A 21618-nucleotide genomic window follows, 5' to 3' on the forward strand; every position below is an offset into this window, starting at 1 on the left:
GTGGTGCTCTACCACTCCTGCCACTAGTACTGTGCAGCACCAGTCACGCACGCTGACGGTAGGGCTGTGTTCGACCCCATTTCGCCGACGAGTAAGATGCCACCTCCGCGTGCTGAAAGAGAGTCGGTCCATTTGCCGCAGCGTCCCTCCTGACTTGCAGTTGCACTTGGGACGCTGCCTGGCCAAAGCTAGGTACTCTGGGGAAAGAGATAGTGCTGGTCGATGCGGGATGGGCACAGACAGCGGAGGGGGAGAGACCGAGAGGGTTCCTCCCCGCGCGTCATACCTGGCACTCTACTGAGCCTGAGGTCGTACGGCATCTGAGCTGAAGAGCATCTGTAACCCTTCTGCCATGGTTGGATGGGCGAGAATCGCGTCGAGGATCATGGTGTAGGGCTGCTTTGCCAGCATCGCAAGCTGAACAACAGACATGACCTCACCTGCGTGCATGCCGAACGCAGTGAAGCCGAGAATCGTATCGTCTTCAGCGACAAGGGCCTTCATAAAGCCACGCGGCTCGACGACAGCCTGGGCTCGCAAGACTGCTGACATCGGCACCTTGAAAAGCCGGTAGATCAAACCTCGTGATGCAGCTTCGCGTTCGCTCAGGCCCACTCTGGCGAGCTCCGGCTCAAGAAATAGACAGAAAGGCACCAGTCGGTCGGTCGTGACGCGAGCGCCACCAACTAGTTGTGCCCGGAATACGCGATAGTCATCCTTGCCGACATGCGTGAACTTTGGACTTCCTGCCACATCGCCCACTGCCCAGATTCCGGGAGCCGTTGTTTCCAGACTTTCGTTAACGCGTATGTACCCCTCTTCCGTTAACTCTACCCCTGCCTGCTCCAGGCCAAGTTCCTCAGTATTGGGGCGCCGACCGGCAGCAACAAGAATATGCGTGCCCTCGATCGTCTCTGTTTGACCATCTCTAACCACAACCATGTTGACGTGATCACCCGACCGGCCGTCGACTCGAACGACTCTAGAGTTTAGCGACATAACGATTCCCTCTTCTTCGAAAAGGGCAGCGATCGCTTCACTCACGTCCGGGTCTTCCTGATGCAACAAACGCCCGTGATGCTCGACGACCGTCACCGCGCTGCCGAGGCGACGCATGGCATGCGCGAACTCTAGGCCTACATAGCCCCCGCCAAAAATGATCAGGTGCTCTGGGAGATTCTCCAGCTCCAGCAGCTCAACATGAGTGAGGGGGTGGGACTCGCGCAATCCCGGGGTATCACCAACAAACGCGCGAGAGCCTGTCCCGATGAGAATGCGCTCACCTTGAAGCCTCCTTGTGGTGCCATCAGGCTGAGTGATCTCAACCGTTTTCGGCCCAGCGAAACGCCCCGTGCCAAGAATGAGCTCCGCGCCGGTCTTATTGAAGAGCTCGAGGTGGGCCTGAACCTGCTTCGCGACCATCGCCCGTTTGCGCTCGCGCACGCCAACCATGCTCACTGCGAAGTGTTCGGCAGACATGCCGAAGTCGACTAACTTCCTCGCATAGCCAGCAACCTGCGCACTGTAGATCACGTTTTTTGAAGGTAAGCAAGCGATGTTTGGGCACGCTCCGCCGATGTACTGGCGCTCGATCACCGCCACACGCTGGCCCCGGCTGGCGAACTCCCAAGCTGCCAGCTTGGATCCCTCGCCAGAGCCAAGAATGACTAGGTCGAATTGCTCGGTATTGCTCTCTTCGCTGGTTCCCATTCTGCTTTCCTCACGCATGTGCACTCGAGCAGCAAGTGCCGATGTCGCCGGTTTCCGATTCAACGCGAAAGCTCGTGTAGAGCCGCTCGCATCGGAGCCTCGCAGATGCCGCTTCGCTCCAAAGCAACTCACTCCGCTCGACCTCGAGAGCCTTGCACTCCATGCCTATGCGGATGAGTAATGGAACCCCTCGGGGTGAAAGTCAGACGCGCGACTCCTAGCGCTGTCATTGCAGCTGGTTGCATCTGCAAAGACGTGCATGTCCCGTGACACGTCCATTCGGTCGCAAGAACACGGACGGCCTTGATCGCCGTCCGTCGCTGATGTCCGAATCTGTTCGTGCCCTTCTGGAGGATGTTTGGATTGTTCTAGGCCACTACTTTGTCGTAGAACGAGTGAATATGCTCAGCGATGTAAGCCAGGCAGTCTTCCGTAGCGAAGTGACCGGCAGCTAACCGGTGCATTTCAGCCTTTGGTAGATCTTGCAAGTACGCCTCGCCGCCCTCGGGTGTGAAGAAGATATCTCCCTGCCCCCAGAAGATGATGGTCTTTGGCTGCTGCTTCTTCAAGAACTGCTGCCACTTGGGATACAAGGTGACATTGTTGCGATAGTCGTAAAAGAGATCAAGCTGGAGTTGACGCCCATGAGTCCGCTGCAACGTGTGGAAATAGTCCATGTTCCATGTGTCAGGACTGATGAGAGCGGGATTTGTGGAGCCCCCAAGATAGGTCGCTTTCACTGTGTCCAATGCAAGTAAACTCGCTGCCCCTTGCTCGGTCTCCTCATTACGGTCGACCCAGAGCGCATTCCGTAGACCGCCCCATGCAGCACTGAAGCCGATCTCGTAGGCGTTCGTGTTCTGGATTATCAACCACTCCAATGCGTTAGGATTCTTCGTCATGATCCGAAAGCCGACTGGGCCGCCATAGTCCTGGATGTAAAGGCCATACTGCTGAAAGCCTTTTGCCTTCAGAAAGGCCTCAGTAATTTCGGCCAGCTTGTCGAACGTGTAAGGAAAGACGGCTGGGTCGGGAGTGTCACTGTTTCCGAAGCCAGGGTAATCGGGCGCTATGACGTGAAAGCGAGAAGCGAGCGCCGGTATGAGCTCACGGAACTGGTGCGACGATGCCGGCCAGCCGTGCAGCAGAACGATCTTAGGACTGGAAGGATCGCCTGCTTCCCTGTAAGCGATGTTCAGACCGTCCACGGAGATCGAACCAAAGGTGACTGTGCTGGCGAGAAGAGCTGGAGTGTGAATAGCGCTCATAGAACCTCTTAACGTGCAGGGTGGCCGGACGTGTCGTCCGGCTTGTGTAGGGTTTCCCAGGTGATTGACTTCACTATGGCTGAAGTGGCGACGACGTTCGTCCTGCGTTGGGGTGGACGGTTAGAACACTCGGATGAGGCTCCAGTTCTCAATGCACTTGGAAGGCCCGCACCGACGCGCTGCTGGCGCCGGGGAACAATTCCACCAACTGCACAGCAGACCAGGCGTCTTTGTAGGTTGCATCAAGTCACTTTCGGCTGCCTTTAGCGAACTGCTGAGCCAATACCCTGCCGCGAATCATTGGACCACTCGTCAACCTGCGCACCTGAGGCGCCCAATCAGGATACGGATCGCGATACATCGATAAAAGTGAAAACTATAAATTGGAATGGTTACCTAGGCTCAACTGTCGCCTCTGCTGGAAACTTCCGAGCACTAGAGCCGGCCGAAGGCGCCTTGCCACATCATCATCTCCGCTTGCTCTCGGCGGCGCTTCGGGATAGTGGGCGAGGCGTTCATATCGTTCGTCTTTCTGGGGAGCAGTGACAATTCCTGAGTTGATCGCAGCCCGTCGCCCCGAGGATAAGTTGGGCACCCGAGAAGCCAAAAGAGGCGACGCCCTATGGGTCCTCGATGCATGGATGTTCGAAGTGACTGCAGAATCTCCTCCGGCGCATAGGAAGCTTCGAGTCTCTGGAGCAGATAAAGACAGATGCGTAACGCTCGACCGATATGTCCCCTTCACGAAATCCATGAGAGATGCATGCGCAGCTCTGCACAGGCGATCCTCGGTTCTTTGATCCCCTTTTAGAACGCATATACATAAGCACAACTTTAGGATTCTGCGAGAATTATGAACTTTTATTCCCGCCTCCCGTGGTTTAGCCTCGGCCCTGATATCAAGCACGCTGCATTGCGGGACTGTTGGGGGCAGGTCTGATGACCGGTGCCAGGAACGGCGGGAGTTCAGAGGGAGAAGCAATGACTTCACCAATAGATACGGTCCGCGAATTCTACGCGGCGATAGCAGCTGGCGACGTTGAAAAGATGACCGGACTGATGACAACAGACATCGAGTGGATCTCTGTCTTTGACTTCGACGTCCAGAGCAGGGGTCCTGACGAGGTGATGAGAAGGTCTTTGCTCCACTCATGCAAGAGGGGGAAAGCTTCTCGCCAGCTCCTTCGGAGTTTTATGCAGAGGGGTCGACCGTGGTGTCGTTGGGTCATTTCACATGTGTATACCGTGCCACCGGCAGACGTGCCGACTTGCCTTACGCGCATGTATGAAACGTCCAGAACGGGAAATCGAACGGCATCGCCAATACATTGATACGTTGGCGCTGGAAGAGATCAGACGCTCAAGCGCGTATGGCTCAGCCTCCCGACACAAGTAGCTTTCCTGATGAGATGTCTGCACCGCGGCATTGCTGGAAGAGAGGAAGGTCAGTGAATCGCATCCCACAATGCATGACGGCCGCGGCGCTCCTCACCAGCACTGCGCAGGGCCTCTCGCTGCCTTCGACCAACGCAACGACCTCGTTCCACAAAACGGTCGTGGATGGTGTTCAGGTCTTCTACAGGGAGGCCGGTCCGGTTGATGCCGCAACCATCCTGCTACTACACGGCTTTCCATCGTCATCACGCGAGTTCGATACGCTCATTCCCCTGCTTGCGGTCCACTATCATGTGATCGCCCCGGACTACCCTGGCTTCGGGCTGAGTGACTCACCCCCAGCCAGCGCCTACGTATATACGTTTGATCACCTGGCCCACACGATGAACGCCCTTCTGGACAAGCTCAGGATTTCGCGGTGCACGATGTATCTTCACGATTACGGAGCGCCCATCGGGTTCCGCATGATCATGGCGCGACCGGCGCGCTTGCAGAGGCTGATCGTGCAGAACGGCAACATTTATCGAGCCGGCCTTGGCGCCAAATGGGCAAAGATCGCGGAGTACTGGGCCGACCCGAAGGCTCATCCTGAGGTGCTGGATGCTTTCCTTTCCTACGAGGCCACCCGAGAGCGGCATGTCGCCGGTACAGCGCACCTGGAGCGTTATAACCCCGACACATGGAACGACGAGTACGCCAGTTTGTCGCGTCCCGGGCAGCGTGATGTCCAGGGAGTTCTACTCTACGACTACTGGACCAATTTAGCTTCTTACCCCAAATGGCAGAGTTGGCTTCGTGAGCATCAGCCGCCCACCCTGGTCGTCTGGGGCGAGAACGATCCGTCGTTTATAGCCGCCGGCGCGGAAGCCTTCCGGCAGGATTTGCCGGGCGCAAGCATCCATCGTTTACAAGCAGGCCACTTCGCTCTTGACGAGCAAACAGACCATATTGCTCAGACGATTCTTCAGTTCATGGCCGAACACCCACAGGAGTGCATCAGTCCCAGCCAAATGCCGTCACGGCCTGTGCGGCCTGCCGCTGGGCACATCCACCTATCTGGAACTCACTCGCACCTACCGTTGGAGTGAAGACAAAACATGACTGAGCCCGTTGAGACCGTGCGCAGTTTCTATCAGAAACTCAAGGCCGGGGATGCTCCCGGCGCCCTCGCATTGATGGCCCCAGACATCGAATGGATCACGATGTGGCACTACAAGGTGAATGGGCGCGGGCCGGAACGCGTAGCCGAAGGCCTGTTCAAGCCGTTAATGGCGGAATGGACCCGCTTTGCACTCGAGCCCACTGAGTTCATCGCCGACGGCGACACCGTCATTTCACTCGGTAATTTCACTGGCGTGCATGGGACGACGGGCAAGCGCGCAGACGCTCGCTATGCGCACGTCTGGACGGTTAAGGATGGCCTTGTAACACGCTTTCGCCAGTACATAGATACTTTGGCGATCGCCGAGGCACGACAGACATGAACCGGCCGCCCTTACCACCGTTCGACGAGCATACAGCGCCGCAAAAGGTGCGTGCGGCAGAAGATGCGTGGAACTCTCGAGATCCGGCGGCAGTTGTGCTCGCCTATACCCCGGACTGCCGCTGGAGAAACCGGACAAAGCTTCCCGTACGGCCGTGCAGAGATCGAAGCTTTTCTGATTCGCAAATGGCGGCGTGAACTTGACTACCGACTCATCAAGGAGCTCTGGGGCTCCGCAGAAACCGTATGGCTGTGCGCTTTGCTTATGAGTACCACGACGACGGCGGGCAGTGGTTCAGGGCTTACGGGATTGAGAATTGGCAATTCGATGCAGCAGGCCTGATGGAAGTGCGATGTGCCAGCATCAATGAACATCCGATCGCTGAAACGGAACGCAAGTTCCACTGGATGCTCGGCCGACGGCCCGAAGATCACCCTGGGCTGACCGATCTCGGCCTCTGACGTTTTCTGCGCTCACTCGGATCATGACCGGGAGGAGTGACGTGAGTCGTTTGCTCTACATACAGTCGTCGCCGCGGAGCACGCACTCGAAATCAAACCAGATTGCCCAAGCGTATTTATCTGCATCGCGAGAGAACAATCCAGATCTGAACGTTGATGTGCTCTCAGTTTGGAACACTGATCTACCCGTATTCGACGGCGATAAGGTTGGAGCAAAGATTGCCGTCATGCAGGGCAAGCAACCTACTGCGGCAGAGAAGACAGCTTGGGATCAGATTGTTGAGATTGCCAATCGTTTCATCGCGGCAGATCGGTACCTATTGGCCGTTCCCATGTGGAACGGCGGTATTCCTTATCCGCTCAAGCACTACATCGACGTGATCCATCAACCCGGCCTGCTTTGGGGCTTGCAGCCAAATTCGGGCTACTTCGGTTTGCTCAAGAACAAGCATGCGACGCTGGTCCTTACCGCAGGTGCTTACTCGCCTTCATCGCCTTCATCCGCTTTCGGTTTGGATCATCACTCTACCTATCTGCGGGCCTGGCTCAACCAAGCGGGTGTGACTGAAATTGACGAAGTGCGCTTCGAGCCGACGCTGCTTACCGCCGATCCAGCAGGCGACCTCGAGCGAGCGAAAGGTGAGGCCGTAGCTCTCGCAGCTGTTCACGGACGGTTCTAACGTAACCGGCAGTGATCATCCGATATCCGACGCGCAGGCTGACTTGAGCAAGTCCGGAGAGGGCCTGAGCGTCTCCAGTGCTTTGCGAGAGCGAAAGGCAAGAGAGCGGCCCCGGACGAGTCCGGGGCCGTTTGCCGCCTCGGTCATGCTGCCTTCTCTTTCGTAGGCCCCTCTTGCCCGTCCCGTTCCTGCCAACGGACTTCGGCTTGGCTGGTTCCTTTGCTCTTGAGTTGCAAGCCTTCGGAGCCGGCGGCTCGAAGACAGCGGCCGCTTGCGCCAGTAAATCCGGATCGTTCTCGCGCGGCGTGTCGGTATGCCCGGTGAAGACAAGGCGCAGTGCGAACTGCGTCAGCTTCCTCGTTCGGCAAGTCGGCGAGAGTAGAAACCAGAACCTCTTCTGCGGGTCTGCTGGTGGTTTCGTCCTCTGCGGCATAGAACGCCGAAGCCTCCTCAGCGAAGTCGTATGGGTCGAGGTTGATCAGAGCGGCGAGAAAGACGCGCAACTGCGGACCGGTAACGTCGCTGGGGCCTGTGCGAGGATGCGCTCGAAGGTGTCCTGCCGTACCTTGCGACCTTCTGCGCGGCGGGCTTGTTCGGCCTCGTACTCCAGCTACTGGCGTTCCCACTCGGCTCTGCGCTCCTGTTCGGGCCGCTGCTGTTCAGCTTCGCACTTGGCCATGCGTTGCGCGTGTTCTGCCTCCCGCTGCGCTGCTTCTTCTTCGGTCTCCTGCTCTGGTGCGGGCGCCATCACAGGCTGCGGTTGTTCATCTTCCTGCGCAATCCCGGCAGCCCCGCGGTGATCGTGGACGGGCAGTCGGGCTCGATGCATACAGTTGACGATTTCCGGCATGTTTGCCGAACACGATGATGGCGGGTCTGCTGTGAATGCACGGCGGCTCGGCATCCGGGTTGTCGGGCGTGTCGAGTTCCCAATACCGGTGTTTCTGCAACGCACCGGGACGCTGCTCCTTCGGTGCTCGCCACGCCGTCTCGATCATGACAATCTCGGGTCGGCGGCAATTTCGCGGCGATGCGGGCTGATACCTTGGCATGGAAACAGGGGGCGTCGAGGCATTATGTGGAATCAGGGCAACTGGCAAGTATTTCCGCCGGCTCGCCACCGCCAAGCTCATCGCCTGAAGCGTGGCAACTTCTTCGCCATACCAAGAAGAGTCAGTTGATAAGCTTTATACATGCAAACGAACAATGCCCGCTCCGTTGTCTTCCGGATTGTCGCGGTCATTTGTTCATTTTGGCTGGTGCGTATCTTGCAGTCGTAGTAGCACTCGGAGCGCTGAGTTTTTGGTACGTCCTTTGCTTTTGTGCTCTGCCGATGGGGGGCGTTCTCTGGGCCTGGCGACCCCGAATCGCAGCTGCCCTAAGCCTTGGCCCACTGATCGCCGTTGCCGCGTTACTTCCGTATCTGTCCGGGGTATGGCTCGCCTCTGGAATCACTGGCTTAGCGACTGCTCTGCTGTGCGTGATCATTACCGCAAAAAACGATCAGAGCGTACGTGTTGCCCTAGCGATTTCTCTGAGCTTTTCTGTGTGCATCCTTTCTTATCGACCGGCTCTTCACGAGTAAGGTATTGATCAGGTCGTACCAAGTGAATATCGCTTTGGACGGAAATGCTCCCTGGGGCACCGTAGACCCCGAATGGTCTGGTGATGTGAAGCCAATCGTTCTCTATTGTCGAGCGGGAGAGTCCTACTGCTACGTGGCGTTTAATTCCAATGAACTTCGCCACCAGCTAGCAAATAAAGACGGCAGAGCTGTCCAGATTTACCTTGGGCAGATGACGACGGAGAATCCCCAGCGCAATGTGATCGGCATTCGCGTGATGTACGAAGGCGGTGTCGGCCGTCCATCGCGCTCCGGCAATCGGCCGTGTCGTAAGGCTTGGCGGAAGGGCGGCTTTGTCGTCGATGAGTGCTAGTCCGCATCCGCTTTGAACCATCATTTGCATGTCCGCGGGCGTCGCTGCTAAGCAGCTCGCCTCAGGGCGAATCCCGATCTCAAGCAGCATTTCCATCAGCCGATGGTATGCAGCTGGATGATTCTCCGGATCCCGGAACACTTTCCGTCTGCCCGCCAGATCTGATGGCTGCACCTCGCGTGCAGCTGCCAGCAGATCGTTCGACTTCATGCAGACCACCAGTGGATCGGACGCGAGGTGCGAAACCACCCATTTCGGCCCCATGGCAGGTAAGTGCAGAATGGCTGCATCGAGCGAGTTCTCTTCCATCCTGGTCATGAGTCGGATCGATGACCACCGGTCATCTGCATCGGACTGTCCGGGAAGAGTCGAGCTACGAGTGACGTAAGGTTTCAACGGCACTCGGGTTGATAAAGGTCGATAAACCTATCCGAAGGACGGGCACCTCGCCCCTGTTCATCGCCCGTGCTACGTTCACCACCTCGTTCCGCAGGTCCAGTGCTTCCTGGGCGTAGGCGTACAGAATCTGACCTGCGGGCGTCAGACTGGTCCCTTCCCGACGGCGCACAAATGTCTGGACTCCAAGCCCTTCTTCGAGCGCGATAATCTGCTGACTCAGTGTCGGTTGAGCTAGAAAAACGCGCTCGGAAGCGCGTGTGAAGTTGGCCGTCTCCGCGATAGCCACGATGAACTTGAGCAGCCTAAATTCAAGAAGGTCAGACACGATTTGAGCCCCCAACGGGCGAGCTGATCCGCTCAGCCGCTCCCTGCACCGGCCATGTGGAAATCCGGTACAGACACGAGAGTCCCTTGCACAATCAAGACTGTCAATCGGGCACCCCTCGGTACCCGTCTGCTGACGCAACGCAAGGTCAGCCGTTGGAAACAGCAATGGTGTTATCGGTTCAAAGTCTTGGACAAGTACGCGAGAGCAAGGAGGCTTGTGGGAGAGTCAGAGCGAAAGAGTGATCAGCTTTGGAGAAGCACATGAGAGCTCAGCGAGCCTCAAGGGTGATGAGCGGCCCTTCCGTTGATCATGCTGGTGCGCGGTGTGAGTGACGGCTTGTGTCTGTGCACGGTCGGAGGGAGGCTATATGCCGGAGTTCAAGGACAACAGCGGAAAAAGCCATCGGCACGAATCAAGATTGCCCCAGAAGCCAAGCTCCTCGTGAGCCGAGAGGAGGCAGCGCAATTGCTTTCAATCAGCCAGCGTGGTCTCGACTACCTCATCGCAAACAAGCGGCTCGCTACCAGAAGAATCGGCGGACAGGTGTTGGTGCCGGTCGCGGCGCTTCGAAGTACGTGAATGGAGACCATCCCGAGCACATCGTCGCTTGAGGGCTCTTGGTCCTAGATGATGTGTCTGCGGCAGTGGCTGTTCTGGTGGATGTTCGCTTTCCACTTCGCTGCATCTCACTGCGACTGCCTGCAAACACGACCAAACGAGAAGCAGCGAGCGTCAGCAGGCGTCCGAAACGATTGCAAGCATGCATCTCAAAAACCGGGTCAACGTAGGTAGCTACTGCGCGATCCATTCGCTTGACCGCCGCCAGCTTGTCTCGATCTCCGGAACGCTGAGCAGTCCGTGCCCGTCCCGGCAGACGAGGTGAGTGCCATTGCTGTCCAGGAAATTCCAGGAGGGCCGTCCTACGCGCATTGGTGCGGAGAGCGATCGCAGACAGCGACGACAGCGCGTGTCTTGATCGTCGAAGCTCCAGCGCAACCCGAGTAAGGCGAAGATGGTACAGACCTGCGGCTGCAGGATCTCTGCTGTGAAGGGATGCGCGGCATACAGGAAGTGCGTGAGATCGAGACTGAGCAGGTACGCGAGGATCTGGAGCAGTACGAGCTTTCCGCTGAAGAAGAGATGTGCTCGCCAGCGGAGCCTCTGGGCATGTGGCGCCGCGTGTTCGGTCACCCGTGCGGCTATCGCGAACCCGACAATGGTGGTGAGCGTCGCCTCGACCAGAAAGCGGGACGACTGCACGACAAGGAATCTGAGCATCGCGTGCAGATCGCTGAAATAAGGGAGCAAGGGGACAAGTGCCGCGAAAGACAGGGCAGTCAGGGCCAGGAGGCAGAGCACTGCTGTGCCAGCAGAGGCTCGACGCCAACTCTCGTGGCGAAGCCAGACAGCATCGCGTATCAAGCCCGGATACAAATCGACGGCAGAATGCGCAGCGCCGGACCTGGGATGATGGCGGTGCCAGAGCTCAGCCTGCCAGCAACGGAGCCAGTCTGGCTGCTCACTCGCGGGCACGAGGGGAAGAACTGAATGCAGGAGAAAGCGATCCACGCGCGGCAGCGCCGAGGGCAAAGAACTGGTCATGCCTTCTTCTCCATCACGAGACGGGCGAGCAGGGGGTACCGTTCTGCGGCTCTTACAGCGAGCGCCTTACCGGAACTAGTGATGCGGTAATACCGACGAGCAGGCCGCGCTGCCTGTGTCGCCTCATCTTCGGGCTCCCAGTCGGATTGCGCCAGTCCGTCACGTTCCAGGCGGCGCAACGCGGGGTAGACGGTGCCACTGGGCAGACCGGTGACCTCCATGACCTCGAAGCCAAAACGGTAGCCGAGATTGAGGGCTCTTAGGATCAGCGCGGCTGTGTGCGAGAGACGAGGATTGGGATTCGACATCTGGCTATATAGTATGCTACCAGAGAGTAGAAGACTACATAGCCATGCTCGAACTTCGGAACGTCTCTAAGAGCTACCGCAGCATCCCCGCCGTCGACAATGTCAGCTTCCTGCTCAAGCCTGGCGAGGTACTGGGCTATCTGGGGCCGAACGGCGCGGGCAAGTCCACGACGGTCAAGATGGTCATCGGTATGATCCGACCCACCCGAGGCAAGGTTCTCTTCGAGGGTCATGACATCCATCAAGATCTTCCGAAGTATCGCTCCGCCCTGGGGTATGTGCCGGAAGAGGCTCAGGTGTACACGCATCTCTCCGGCCTGGAATACCTGCAACTTGTGGGCCGATTGCGCGGCATGCAGGAGAAGCGGCTTGGGGAGAAAGCCCGCACTCTGCTGCAGCTACTGTCGCTGGAACCAGCCCAGCATTCGCTGCTCTCCGAATATTCCAAAGGGATGAAGCAGCGTGTCCTGATCGCCTCCGCGCTGCTGCACGATCCGCAGATCCTGGTCTTCGACGAGCCATTGTCTGGTCTCGATGCGACCTCAGCGCGCCTGTTCAAAGATCTCGTCGCCCTGTTGGCGCGGGAGGGCAAGGCAGTCCTTTACATCTCTCACGTGCTCGAAGTGGTGGAGCGAGTCTGCGAACGAGTGATCGTCCTGTCGAAGGGGCATGTTGTCGCTGACGCGAGCCCGCAGGACCTGGTCCGCGTCATGGCCCTGCCGGATCTCGAGAGCGTCTTCGCGCAGCTTGTGCAACAGACAGACACGAGCCACGTCGCACAACAGATCGTGGACGCCATGCGAAGGTGATATGCGGGCATCCTTGCGAATCAGCAGAATTCTCCTATCGCACTTCTTTCGGAGATTCTTCGACAATGACACCTTGCACATCGATGGAGACACGACCACTACGATTGCTCGAGCGCTCGCGGTAGTGATCGCTCCGGGTCTGCTCGTGGCGTTCTTCCTGCAGACCCTGTATTCGGTGTCTCCGGGGCGGAGTCTTCTGGGACGAATGGAGGACCAGTACTTCTTCGTGCTGGAATCGTTCGTCGTCATGGCAGCGGTCGTGATCTTCCAATGGGAGATGCTGTTTCCGGATAGGATCGACCTCCTGGTGCTCACACCTCTCCCGCTGCAGCGGGGACAACTGCTCGCGTCCAAAGCCTCTGCACTTATTTGCTTCCTGTCGCTGTTTCTGTTTGCGACAAACGCCTTCGGTGCGCTCATCTACTCCGCCATCTGCCGTGCTCCGCTACCTCGGCAACTGCTTGCACACTCAATCGCGGTCGCGATGGCCGGGGTGTTCTCTTCCTGTGCTGTCCTTGCCATCGTTGGTGTCCTCCGTCTGTTGCTTTCAGACAGACTCTTCCGTCTCGCGACGCCAGCTCTTCAAGCGCTACTCACAACCGGTTTAGCTCTGCTTGTCATCCAGTACGCCCGCTACGGAGAGTCCATTGATGTGCTGCTCACCTCCGGGTCAAGCATGGCTGCGTGGGTGCCTACGCTGTGGTTCCTCGCCGTCTACGACCGGGTTCTCTACGGGAATTCAGTCCTGGCATCCGTCCCATCCTTGAGCGCCATCGCATGCCTTGCAACGGCCGCAAGCCTTATTCTCGTCATCCTTCTGTACCCGATGGCGTGGACGCGTATGCACAAGATGTCAGTCGAAGGAGTCACGAGCCGGCCAAGGCAGTCCTCTCCTCTTCCACAACGTCTCATTCATCTCACGATCAGGCGACCAGCAGAGAGAGCGATGTTCCACTTCATCGGACAGACGATCCGCAGGAGCGCTCGGTACCAGATTTACCTGGCGATGTACGGAGGCGCTGGCTTATCCCTCGCGACTGCCTGCGCCTTTGTCCTCAAGACATCTCGCACGAGCGTTGCCCCAGTGGTGTCTACCTTCGGCAAGCATGCGGTCGTGCCACTGCTGATCTTCTGGGCGACTGCTGGTATCTGCACGGCCTTCTCGTTTCCGACGACTCTGCCGGCCAGATGGGTGTTCAGAGTCTCTGGCGCCGACTCACGCGACCTGGTGAACGCGGGCTGGACATGGGCACTGGCCATCTCGTCACTCGTCTGGAGCTTGTATCTGTTCACGTTGGCAGGCGTTGGCTGGACGAAGCCTGCTCTCACTGTTCAGATTGTGTCTGGTGTGTGCCTAGGCATTCTTTCAAACGACGCGTTCTTCCTGTCGAGACGAGTTCCGCTGATCGAGCCGCGACTGCCCGGCCGCTCCAACTTCGTGCCGCTTCTGACGCTCTATGTCGGTATCCTGACGCCGGCCGTGTTCTTCGTCGTCTGGTGGCAAATGCGAATGGAACACAATCTATGGCTGCTGCTGCCGCTTCTCGCTGGAACCATCACTCTGCATGCCGCGTTCCGCCTGACCCGCAGAGCACCAATGGAGCAGGAAGAAGAGATGGAAGGCTATGAAGGTGAGTTCCAGTTGCTGAACCTGAGTTAGCTGTTGAGTGGCGGCACGCCGTGGTGCCTTCGCCCCGCTGAAGCCTTGGTCGGATTTCAAAATAGCGTAGAGAAAGCAAAGCGGGCTAGATCACTCGGCGCGCAAAGCCATGGCTGGATCGCGACGGATTGTTGTCAGTTGCGATTGGGGCCGTCGCGGGCATTGTCGTGGCGTTCGGATCAGGGCGAGTGGTGAGGAGTCTGCTCTTCGAGGTTAGCCCGTATGATCGGCTGCCGAGTGCGGGCGCCGTCGGTCTGCTGCTTGCGATAGGTGCGATCGCGTGTCTGCTGCCAGCCCACCGAGCGGCAGCAGTAGAACCGATGCGTGCGCTGCGAACGGAATAACATCGCGAGGCGAAGCTGATGGACACGCGACGCCACCCGCCAAGAGAAGGTTCTCCTCCGAATCCTTCCAGAAGGAAGCCAGGCGCCTATAGCATGAGCGTTAAAGAAGTGCGGCATCATACGAAGACGGCGCCCGCAATAACGACACGCGATCGAACGGACTGGCTCGCAACGCTGATGTAAACGAATTCGGATTTCGACGCATATTGGGGTTAGGGCGCAAATCCGCCCGATGCAGGTCGTAGAGGTTCGACTACGTTCCGGCACCACACAATAGTTCTCGGCGGGCGCGCCGAATCCACAAACTCCTTGAGCGCGTAGGCGGACATCTGCGCTGACCAGTTCTCGATCTTCCTGCATCCAGACATCTGGAGGGATGAAATCATCCGCACTGCACCAGAGCCTTGGTAAACCCTTCTACAGAACCGCTTGTCTGAAGGAGACAGCCGGAGCGTTTGAAAGGCAGTTGGATTCTGAATTGACCATGCAGACACCAGAAATCAAAACCGCGGGGCGATCCCGATTCAGTCTGTTTGTGTTTACAGTCGGATGCCTCATCTTCCTGTTCGTGCCTCTGCGCCATTTTCACGAGACGCTGTTGCGGGGTGTCGATTTCAAAACCGTCTACAGCAGTTCGAAGTGCCTGTTGGACCGGTGTGATCCTTACGACTCCCCTGCCCTGGTGAACGAATACGGCCGCGGCCAGGGTGATCGCTCTGCCGGAGCCGACCTGAGCGCGTTCGCCCGGTACCAGGCTCTCTATCCCCCCTCAACACTCTTCTGGATGCTGCCCTTCGCATCGCTACCCTTCCAGGTATCGCTGCTGCTGTGGATGCTCCTGAATGGTGCGGCCTTCGTGACAGCAGCGTCGCTGGTTGCACATCTGTGCCTGGAGAACGGCAACGCGCTCTCGCTCGTACTGCTTGGCCTGTTTGTCGCGACAAGCACACTGCTGCTCAGCACGGCCCAGCCCTCCGCGCTGGCAATCAGCCTATGCACGATTGGCGTGTGGTGCCTGCTCAAGGACCGGCGACCCCTCCTGGGTGTGGTCTGCTTCGCGCTCAGCCTCGCATTGAAGCCTCAACTCGGCGGTCTTGTCTCTCTCTACTTTCTGTTCGCCGGCGGCGTCGCTCGTCGCCGCGCTCTCCAGATTCTCGGCACGGCTGCCCTGCTCTGCGTGCCCGGTGTCCTCTGGATCTCCGTGATACCTGCAGCCGCCCATTGGCCGCAACACCTCGCGGCCAATATCGCGGGCAGTTCCGTTCCCGGCGCGATCAACGATCCCGGACCGACTAGCTATAACTCGCTACTCGTGACGGATCTGCAATCCGTCATCGCCGTGTTTGACAGCAATCGTGTGCAATACAACCTGATCGCGTGGGCGCTGGTAGGGAGTCTGCTGCTGGTGTGGGCGTTTGTTGCCGTGCGTGCTCAGCCCTCCCGAAAGAAAGATTTGCTCGGGGTCGCCACCATTGCTTGCCTGTCTCTCCTGCCGGTCTACCACCGACATTACGACGTCAGGCTGCTGCTGCTAACGTTCCCCGCGTGCGCGCTTCTCCTGCTCGAGGGTGGCGCTGCAGGGTGGGTTGCGGCGGCGGTGTCTCTGATGCTCATTGGCTGCTCGCACCCGAGCTTCATTCGCGACCATCTCCACCTTCACCAGGAAACCCTGGGGCACTGGTCGACGGTGTTCCTGCTTCGCACATCACCGCTGGTCGTCTCGGTTTGCGCACTTTTCTATCTGGCAATGTTTGTCAGGACGATGCGCGCACCGGCATCGGCTGACATCCACAACACTCCTTAGCGCTGGCAGTCCGTCAGCGGGCCGAAGCTTCAAGCTCGCGCGGAAAAGAGCCCGCATCGAGCGGCTCACCTGTTTCAGAGACTGTCTCAAACGACAGTGAGTCGTGCCGGATCTCAACGAGAATGAAATCACGCTGCGTGTCGACTGCAGCATCCTCATCGGGCGAGGGCCTCAGGTCGTGCTTTTCAAGCTTCCCTGAGTTGCCGCAGATGAAGAAGTGAATGCCCTGCTGCGGCTTCAGGCGCTCGTACATGTGCTCGTGGCCGGAGAAGACGACATTGACCTTGTACTGGACGAACAGCGGCATCAGGTGCGATCGCAGGTCCAGGTCCGGGCCATGCATCTTGCCGCTGTTGAACAGCGGGTGATGGAAGAAGCAGACCTTCCATCGCGCCTTGGAGTCATGCAGCTGCTGCTCCAGCCACGTCAGTTGCGCTGGGTCCATGTAGTTGCTGTCCAGCGCGAAGAACTGCACGTCATCCTGGATGAAGGTGTAGTAGCGGCTGTCGCCCATGTGGAAGGGCTGGTAGACGCGCTCGACGGTTGGGTTGTCGTGATTGCCCAGCGTGGCGTAGAAAGCCACCCCCGCGTTGAGCAGCGTCGCGTAGGGCTTCTCAAACTTGACCGCGAAATCCTTCTGCTTGTCGCCACCGTAGATGTTGTCGCCGAGCATGAGCACGAATCTGTAACCCACCCGTGCACGATAACGCTCCATCTGAGCGGCGACCTTGTATTCGGGTGGCTCTCCCGTCCCGGTGTCGCCAATGACGGCAAAGCGCACCGACCCCGGCTCGAGCGGCAGGCGAACCTGCGGCGGAGCGTCGCCGGAGCCAGCGGCAGCGCTGCCCAAGGCCAATGCAAGCAGCAGGAGGAGGCCACGACGCCGACATACGCTCAACGCGGACTCCCGCTGCCGGAGCTCAACGCACCCGGGAGATAGTCGATCACAGTATCGGCATCCTCATCGCGCAGCACCAGGCTGCTGCCGACAATCCGATACTCCATACCTCGAGGCAGTCGCGGGAGGTTCAGCAGGAGGCTCGGTGGCGTGGACTGCAGGGGCACATTGTCGGGATACTTCGCATCGATGGTGAGCGCGATGTCCGCAACAGGTTCTGCGTGCCGCAGGCTGGTGCGGATGCGCTTGCCCTGCGGCCCGTCGAGTGTGGTGGCCATCAACTGTGTAAACATGGCGGCGACATCAGGCGTGAATATCTGGCCCTGCTTGGCGCCAGTGCGCGCACTGCGTATGCCATTCGCGAGTTGCAGCCTCTGCTCGTGAATCTGGTGAACAGAGCGGCTCGGCTGGATGCGATCACGCAGATCGTGAGTCACGCTCAGGTAGTGCGTCACGTTCTCCTCGAAGTGTTGCAGCGGCGACGACTGGCCAGCGACAGCAAGCCATGCGAACAGCGCGACTGCCAATCCGCTAAGGCTTCGCAACCCGCTCTTCTTCCTGCGGCGCGACGAGTTGCTCAAGCGACTCCTGGATGACTTCTTTGACGGCCTTTTTCACGATCGACTTGGCTTCGTTCTGCACGAGTTCGGGATCGATCTTTTCCGGGTTCGCCTTCGCCAACTTGCTTACCACTTTATCGAGCGCAGGTTCGACCGCCTTCACAATCTTCTTTTTGGTTTTCGCGGGAAGCTCGACTGCAAGCGCTGCCGTGGGAAACTCTGCCTCAGCCACCTTCCAATCCTCTTCAAAGATGCGAATCATCTCCGACACCACGCTTCGGTCGCGCGCGATGATGCCTACTTCGCGGCGGGCATCCAGTTCCAATTGACGCAGGCTTTGGCTGCCAACGAAGGCCTGCTGTCCATCGCGCAAGATCGTGCGTGTGTGCAGGCGCATGCGTTCGAACTTGCGCACTTCAAGTCCCTTTGAACGTCGCGCTACACCTCCCAGGATGCGGACACGCACGCCATCCGCCTGACGCTGCTGCAAGAGACGAAGCATCTGCCGGTCCGAAACCTTCAGGTCGTAGATCAGCAGTTCGCTTTTCGCTCCGGCGATGAAGGCCGCCAGTACGTCGCGTGCATTCACCGGGCTGACGACCAGGTCCTCCAGTTCGCTCTTGTAGTTCTGCCGCTTGGTGTCTGCCTCGAAGAGGCGAATTGCTTCCTTCACCAGCGCGCGATTGCGCGTGATGATGCCGAAGCTGCGGCTACGCTCGATATCCAGGTGCGTCCAGTTGAAGCCCAGCAGGTACAAATCCTTGTGATCCACAATCATCATCTTGCCGTGATAGCGGACCAGGTCGTCCGCAGTGCGGGCCACCGTGATGCCACGTTCAAGAAAGCGCATCTCGAGCTCGCGCAGGTGATCTTCCCCACCACGATTCGTGAAGGCGATGAGCGCGTGCACGAACACGCCACGTTCCACCGCCTCGGCCAGCGCCTTCTCCACCTCTTTGCGGTCGAAGCGAAAGATGGCGATCTCGATCGACTTTTTCGCCTTCTGGATCCCCTTGAGGATGGGCCCAACGCCTGCACCGGGCTGGACGAGCAGTTTCATGCATTCACTCGATAATGGGTTGAGACTGGCCTGAACAACGGGAATGAGATGCTGCCTTGAGTTTTTCAGGTGCTTGCTTTCGGGAACTTACATCTAACGCGTTCATGTTCAAGCTGCCGTTCATGGCATTGTTTTCCGTTCTCCCCCTATTTGCACAACAGCAGCCGAAGAGCGTGCTGTGGCAAGCGCCCAGCTATGTTGCCACTCGCAACCTGACCTATGGGATAGGCGGTGAAGCCGATGCGCCGGCAGGCCGCGTGCAGTTCACGAAGGAAGATCGTCACGGCAACAGTCCGAAGTTCGACGCGCGCGACGAACAGGGACGCAAGTGGAAGGTGAAGCTTGGCACAGAGGCACGGAGCGAGACAGCGGCGACGCGCCTGCTCTGGTCCGTCGGCTACTTCACTGACGAGGACTATTACTTGCCGAGGCTCGATGTGGACGGGCTGCCCGAGCTCAAGCGCGGCAGGCAGTTTCAGCACGGCACCGAGGTTAGCGGAGCGCGTCTGGAGCTTGAGGCGAAGGGCGAGAAGCGCACTGATCACTGGCATTGGCGCAAAAATCCGTTCACTGGCACACGCGAGCTGAATGGGCTGCGAGTGATGATGTGTCTGGTGAACAACTGGGATCTGAAGGACGAGAACAACACCATCCGACCTGAGCCGAAGAAGGATACCGACGTGTATCTGGTGGGCGACCTGGGGGCGACCTTCGGCAAGCCGGGCCGGAGCTGGACCAGCGACATGTCGAAGGACAATCCGCAGGACTTCCAGCGCGCCAAGTTCATCACGAAAAAGACCGACAGCTATGTCGATTTCAACATCGCGCAGCATCCTCCGCTGCTGTACGCGTTGAATATCGTGAAGCCGTGGCGCTACTGGCAGTTCTATCGCCTGCGCTGGGTCGGCAAACACATTCCGCGGGAGGACGTGCGGTGGATCGCTTCCCTGCTGGGCCAGCTGTCTGATCAGCAAATGCACCAGGCATTCGAGTCTGCCGGCTATAACCCCGAGGAGACTGCCGCGCTGGTCGAGACGATCAAGACGCGCATCGCCCTGCTTCGGGACCTGTAAGTCAGGCGGTCGTCATCTCCGCCGGGAATTGTGATTCGCTGAGCGCCGCGTACACACCACCCAGTTGCATTAACTGATCGTGTGTACCGCGCTCAACGATGCCTCCATCCTGCACGACGAGAATCTGGTCCGCGCGGCGAACGGTTGCGAGGCGATGCGCGATCACGATGCAGGTCTTACCCTTGATCAGCCGCTCGATCGCCTCGAAGACCAGCTTCTCTGAAAGTGCATCGAGACCGGACGTCGGCTCGTCGAGGATGAGGATGGGCGAATTGCGAATGATCGCGCGCGCGATCGCCAACCGCTGCCGCTGACCACCGGAGAGTGTCATGCCGCGCTCGCCGATCTGCGTGTCATAGCCATCCGGCATCTGGTCGATAAACTCGCTGGCATTGGCCAGCTCCGCAGCGCGCACCACCTCGGCCCGCGTCGCATTTGGCTTTCCGTAGGCGATGTTCTCGGCAACTGTTGAGTGAAACAGGATGCAATCCTGGAGCACCCAGCTGATCTGGCCGCGCAGGGAAGCCTGCGTGAAGCGGCGAATGTCCGTGCCGTCGATCTTCACGACACCGTCTGTCGGATCGTAGAAGCGCGAGATCAGGTTGACGATTGTCGTTTTACCCGCGCCAGTCGGGCCGACGAGCGCAACCATGGTGCCCGGCTGGATCTCAAGCGAGACATCTTTCAGCACGGCCTGTTGATCTTCATACTGGAACGAGACCTGCTCGAGCTCGATGCGCCCCTGGAATGCTGGGGCCCGTCGCGCTCCGCGTAGATCCACAACTTCATTTCTCGCCTGCAGCACCTCGTTGATGCGCTCGTAGCCGACTGCCGCTTTCGAGTAGGAGTCTGTCATCTTCGAAAGGTCCTGCATCGGCTTGTACATCTTGCCGAGGTAGGCTAGGAACACGATCAGCGAACCGGTGGTGAGACTGCCCTGCAGCACCAGTCGCGCTCCGAACCAGAGCACCATGGCCGTGCCGATGGCCACGATCACCTGCACCATGGGCTGCAGCTTCGCCTTCAGTGCGCGTGCGCTGAGGGCGACCTCCACCGTCTCTTCGCTACGCGCCTCCAGCCGGCGCACTTCGTGCTCTTCGCGTGCAAAGGCCTTCACGATGCGCACGGAGGTGATCGCCTCTTCAAGCACGGAGACGACTTCACCTTCCTTCTTGCGTACAGCGCGCGAGGCCTTCTTGATGCTGCGCGTATAGCTGAAGACAATCAGGAACAGCACGGGCGCGACCGTGAGCGCGATCAGGGTGAAGCGCCAGTTCAGGTAAAGCATCACGGCGACCATGCCGCACAACGTGATGGCGTCGACGAGGCTGCTCAGCAGGCCGGAGGTGATGAAGGTCTGCACCGAATCGATGTCGTCGGTGATGCGGCTGATCAGATCGCCGGTCCGCACCTCGGTGTAAAAGGCAAGCGACATGCGCTGGATGTGCGCATAGAGCGTGCGGCGCAGGTCATGTGCGATCCACTGGCCGACACTGGTCGTCAGGTACTTCTCGCCATAGGTGCAGATCGCATCGAACACTGCGATGACGAGCACTGCGGCGCAGGCGATGTATAGGATCGACATCTTGCCCGAGCCCGCAACCAGGTGTGCGAGCGCGGGGGGCCAGATGGTGGCGTTCTTCGATCGAAGCACCTGGTCGAGGACGAGCTTGATCGGCCAGGGCTCAAGCAGGTTCGCGGCACCTTCGCCAATCACGGCGAGCAGGCCGAGCGAGAGCGCAGCCTTATGCGGCGCGAGAAGACGACGGAGCGTCAGCCGTTTTTGAGCGGCAGATTGCACGATCCTTGGATGCCGGCTTACGAGTAGCGGCGGACGG

General features: G+C 58.8%; 18 protein-coding genes and 1 pseudogene. 9 read left to right on the top strand and 10 right to left on the bottom strand.

What is annotated here, in order from left to right:
• Window positions 1-294: 294 nt before the first annotated feature.
• Window positions 295-1710, bottom strand: a complete 1416-nt coding sequence (locus AC5IJH_RS07365) for a dihydrolipoyl dehydrogenase family protein (protein WP_491902166.1) — start codon at window positions 1708-1710, stop codon at window positions 295-297.
• A 368-nt stretch (window positions 1711-2078) separates the two neighbouring features.
• Complete coding sequence (locus AC5IJH_RS07370; protein WP_491902167.1) at window positions 2079-2978, bottom strand: alpha/beta fold hydrolase; 900 nt, start codon at window positions 2976-2978, stop codon at window positions 2079-2081.
• A gap of 1469 nt (window positions 2979-4447) precedes the next feature.
• Between AC5IJH_RS07370 and AC5IJH_RS07375 the strand changes: the two genes are divergently transcribed.
• The 4 genes and pseudogenes from AC5IJH_RS07375 to AC5IJH_RS07390 all read left to right on the top strand — a co-directional run bounded on the left by AC5IJH_RS07375 (window position 4448) and on the right by AC5IJH_RS07390 (window position 6998).
• Window positions 4448-5461 (top strand): alpha/beta fold hydrolase, encoded by a 1014-nt coding sequence (locus AC5IJH_RS07375; RefSeq protein WP_491902238.1) that lies wholly within the window; start codon window positions 4448-4450, stop codon window positions 5459-5461.
• Window positions 5462-5470: 9 nt separating this feature from the next.
• Window positions 5471-5857, top strand: a complete 387-nt coding sequence (locus AC5IJH_RS07380; RefSeq protein ID WP_491902168.1) for a nuclear transport factor 2 family protein — start codon at window positions 5471-5473, stop codon at window positions 5855-5857.
• A pseudogene (locus AC5IJH_RS07385) lies at window positions 5854-6318 on the top strand (nuclear transport factor 2 family protein). Before AC5IJH_RS07380 ends, AC5IJH_RS07385 begins: the two are co-directional and overlap by 4 nt.
• Window positions 6319-6359: 41 nt before the next feature.
• Window positions 6360-6998 (top strand): FMN-dependent NADH-azoreductase, encoded by a 639-nt coding sequence (locus tag AC5IJH_RS07390; protein ID WP_491902169.1) that lies wholly within the window; start codon window positions 6360-6362, stop codon window positions 6996-6998.
• 610 nt (window positions 6999-7608) lie between these two features.
• On the opposite strand, the gene AC5IJH_RS07395 is transcribed toward AC5IJH_RS07390, so the two are convergent.
• The 3 genes from AC5IJH_RS07395 to AC5IJH_RS07405 all read right to left on the bottom strand — a co-directional run bounded on the left by AC5IJH_RS07395 (window position 7609) and on the right by AC5IJH_RS07405 (window position 9659).
• Window positions 7609-7827, bottom strand: a complete 219-nt coding sequence (locus tag AC5IJH_RS07395; protein ID WP_491902170.1) for a hypothetical protein — start codon at window positions 7825-7827, stop codon at window positions 7609-7611.
• 922 nt (window positions 7828-8749) lie between these two features.
• Window positions 8750-9253, bottom strand: a complete 504-nt coding sequence (locus AC5IJH_RS07400) for a LysR substrate-binding domain-containing protein (protein ID WP_491902239.1) — start codon at window positions 9251-9253, stop codon at window positions 8750-8752.
• Window positions 9254-9308: 55 nt separating this feature from the next.
• Window positions 9309-9659: a LysR family transcriptional regulator gene (locus tag AC5IJH_RS07405; protein WP_491902171.1), complete on the bottom strand. Its 351-nt coding sequence runs from the start codon at window positions 9657-9659 to the stop codon at window positions 9309-9311.
• A 1056-nt stretch (window positions 9660-10715) separates the two neighbouring features.
• On the opposite strand from AC5IJH_RS07405, the gene AC5IJH_RS07410 reads away from it, so the two are divergent.
• Window positions 10716-11210, top strand: coding sequence for a hypothetical protein (locus AC5IJH_RS07410; RefSeq protein ID WP_491902172.1), 495 nt, complete (start codon window positions 10716-10718; stop codon window positions 11208-11210).
• A 50-nt stretch (window positions 11211-11260) separates the two neighbouring features.
• Here the strand turns inward: AC5IJH_RS07410 and AC5IJH_RS07415 are convergent, their stop codons facing one another.
• A complete protein-coding gene (locus AC5IJH_RS07415) occupies window positions 11261-11572 on the bottom strand; it encodes a PadR family transcriptional regulator (RefSeq protein WP_491902173.1) in 312 nt (103 codons plus the stop codon).
• A 44-nt stretch (window positions 11573-11616) separates the two neighbouring features.
• Between AC5IJH_RS07415 and AC5IJH_RS07420 the strand changes: the two genes are divergently transcribed.
• The 3 genes from AC5IJH_RS07420 to AC5IJH_RS07430 all read left to right on the top strand — a co-directional run bounded on the left by AC5IJH_RS07420 (window position 11617) and on the right by AC5IJH_RS07430 (window position 16189).
• Entirely contained in the window at window positions 11617-12381 is a 765-nt protein-coding gene (locus AC5IJH_RS07420; RefSeq protein WP_491902174.1) for an ABC transporter ATP-binding protein, read from the top strand.
• 73 nt (window positions 12382-12454) lie between these two features.
• Complete coding sequence (locus AC5IJH_RS07425; protein ID WP_491902175.1) at window positions 12455-14041, top strand: hypothetical protein; 1587 nt, start codon at window positions 12455-12457, stop codon at window positions 14039-14041.
• A gap of 879 nt (window positions 14042-14920) precedes the next feature.
• Complete coding sequence (locus AC5IJH_RS07430) at window positions 14921-16189, top strand: glycosyltransferase family 87 protein (RefSeq protein ID WP_491902176.1); 1269 nt, start codon at window positions 14921-14923, stop codon at window positions 16187-16189.
• Between the two features lie 13 nt (window positions 16190-16202).
• Here AC5IJH_RS07430 and AC5IJH_RS07435 read toward each other — a convergent pair whose 3' ends face one another.
• The 3 genes from AC5IJH_RS07435 to AC5IJH_RS07445 are packed head-to-tail and all read right to left on the bottom strand — an operon-like array spanning window position 16203 to window position 18707.
• Window positions 16203-17087 (bottom strand): metallophosphoesterase, encoded by an 885-nt coding sequence (locus AC5IJH_RS07435; RefSeq protein WP_491902177.1) that lies wholly within the window; start codon window positions 17085-17087, stop codon window positions 16203-16205.
• Window positions 17084-17668: a hypothetical protein gene (locus tag AC5IJH_RS07440; protein ID WP_491902178.1), complete on the bottom strand. Its 585-nt coding sequence runs from the start codon at window positions 17666-17668 to the stop codon at window positions 17084-17086. The genes AC5IJH_RS07435 and AC5IJH_RS07440 overlap by 4 nt, the downstream gene beginning before the upstream one ends.
• Window positions 17619-18707, bottom strand: a complete 1089-nt coding sequence (locus AC5IJH_RS07445; protein WP_491902179.1) for a phospholipase D-like domain-containing protein — start codon at window positions 18705-18707, stop codon at window positions 17619-17621. Before AC5IJH_RS07445 ends, AC5IJH_RS07440 begins: the two co-directional genes overlap by 50 nt.
• 122 nt (window positions 18708-18829) lie before the next feature.
• Here AC5IJH_RS07445 and AC5IJH_RS07450 point away from each other — a divergent pair, with 122 nt between their 5' ends.
• Window positions 18830-19780 (top strand): hypothetical protein, encoded by a 951-nt coding sequence (locus tag AC5IJH_RS07450; RefSeq protein WP_491902180.1) that lies wholly within the window; start codon window positions 18830-18832, stop codon window positions 19778-19780.
• 1 nt (window position 19781) lies between these two features.
• Here AC5IJH_RS07450 and AC5IJH_RS07455 read toward each other — a convergent pair whose 3' ends face one another.
• A complete protein-coding gene (locus AC5IJH_RS07455; protein ID WP_491902181.1) occupies window positions 19782-21581 on the bottom strand; it encodes an ABC transporter ATP-binding protein in 1800 nt (599 codons plus the stop codon).
• Window positions 21582-21618 lie beyond the last annotated feature (37 nt).

This window comes from Candidatus Dedyshia acidiphila, from assembly GCF_051025295.1.
Taxonomy (GTDB): Bacteria; Acidobacteriota; Terriglobia; order Terriglobales; family Acidobacteriaceae; genus KBS-83.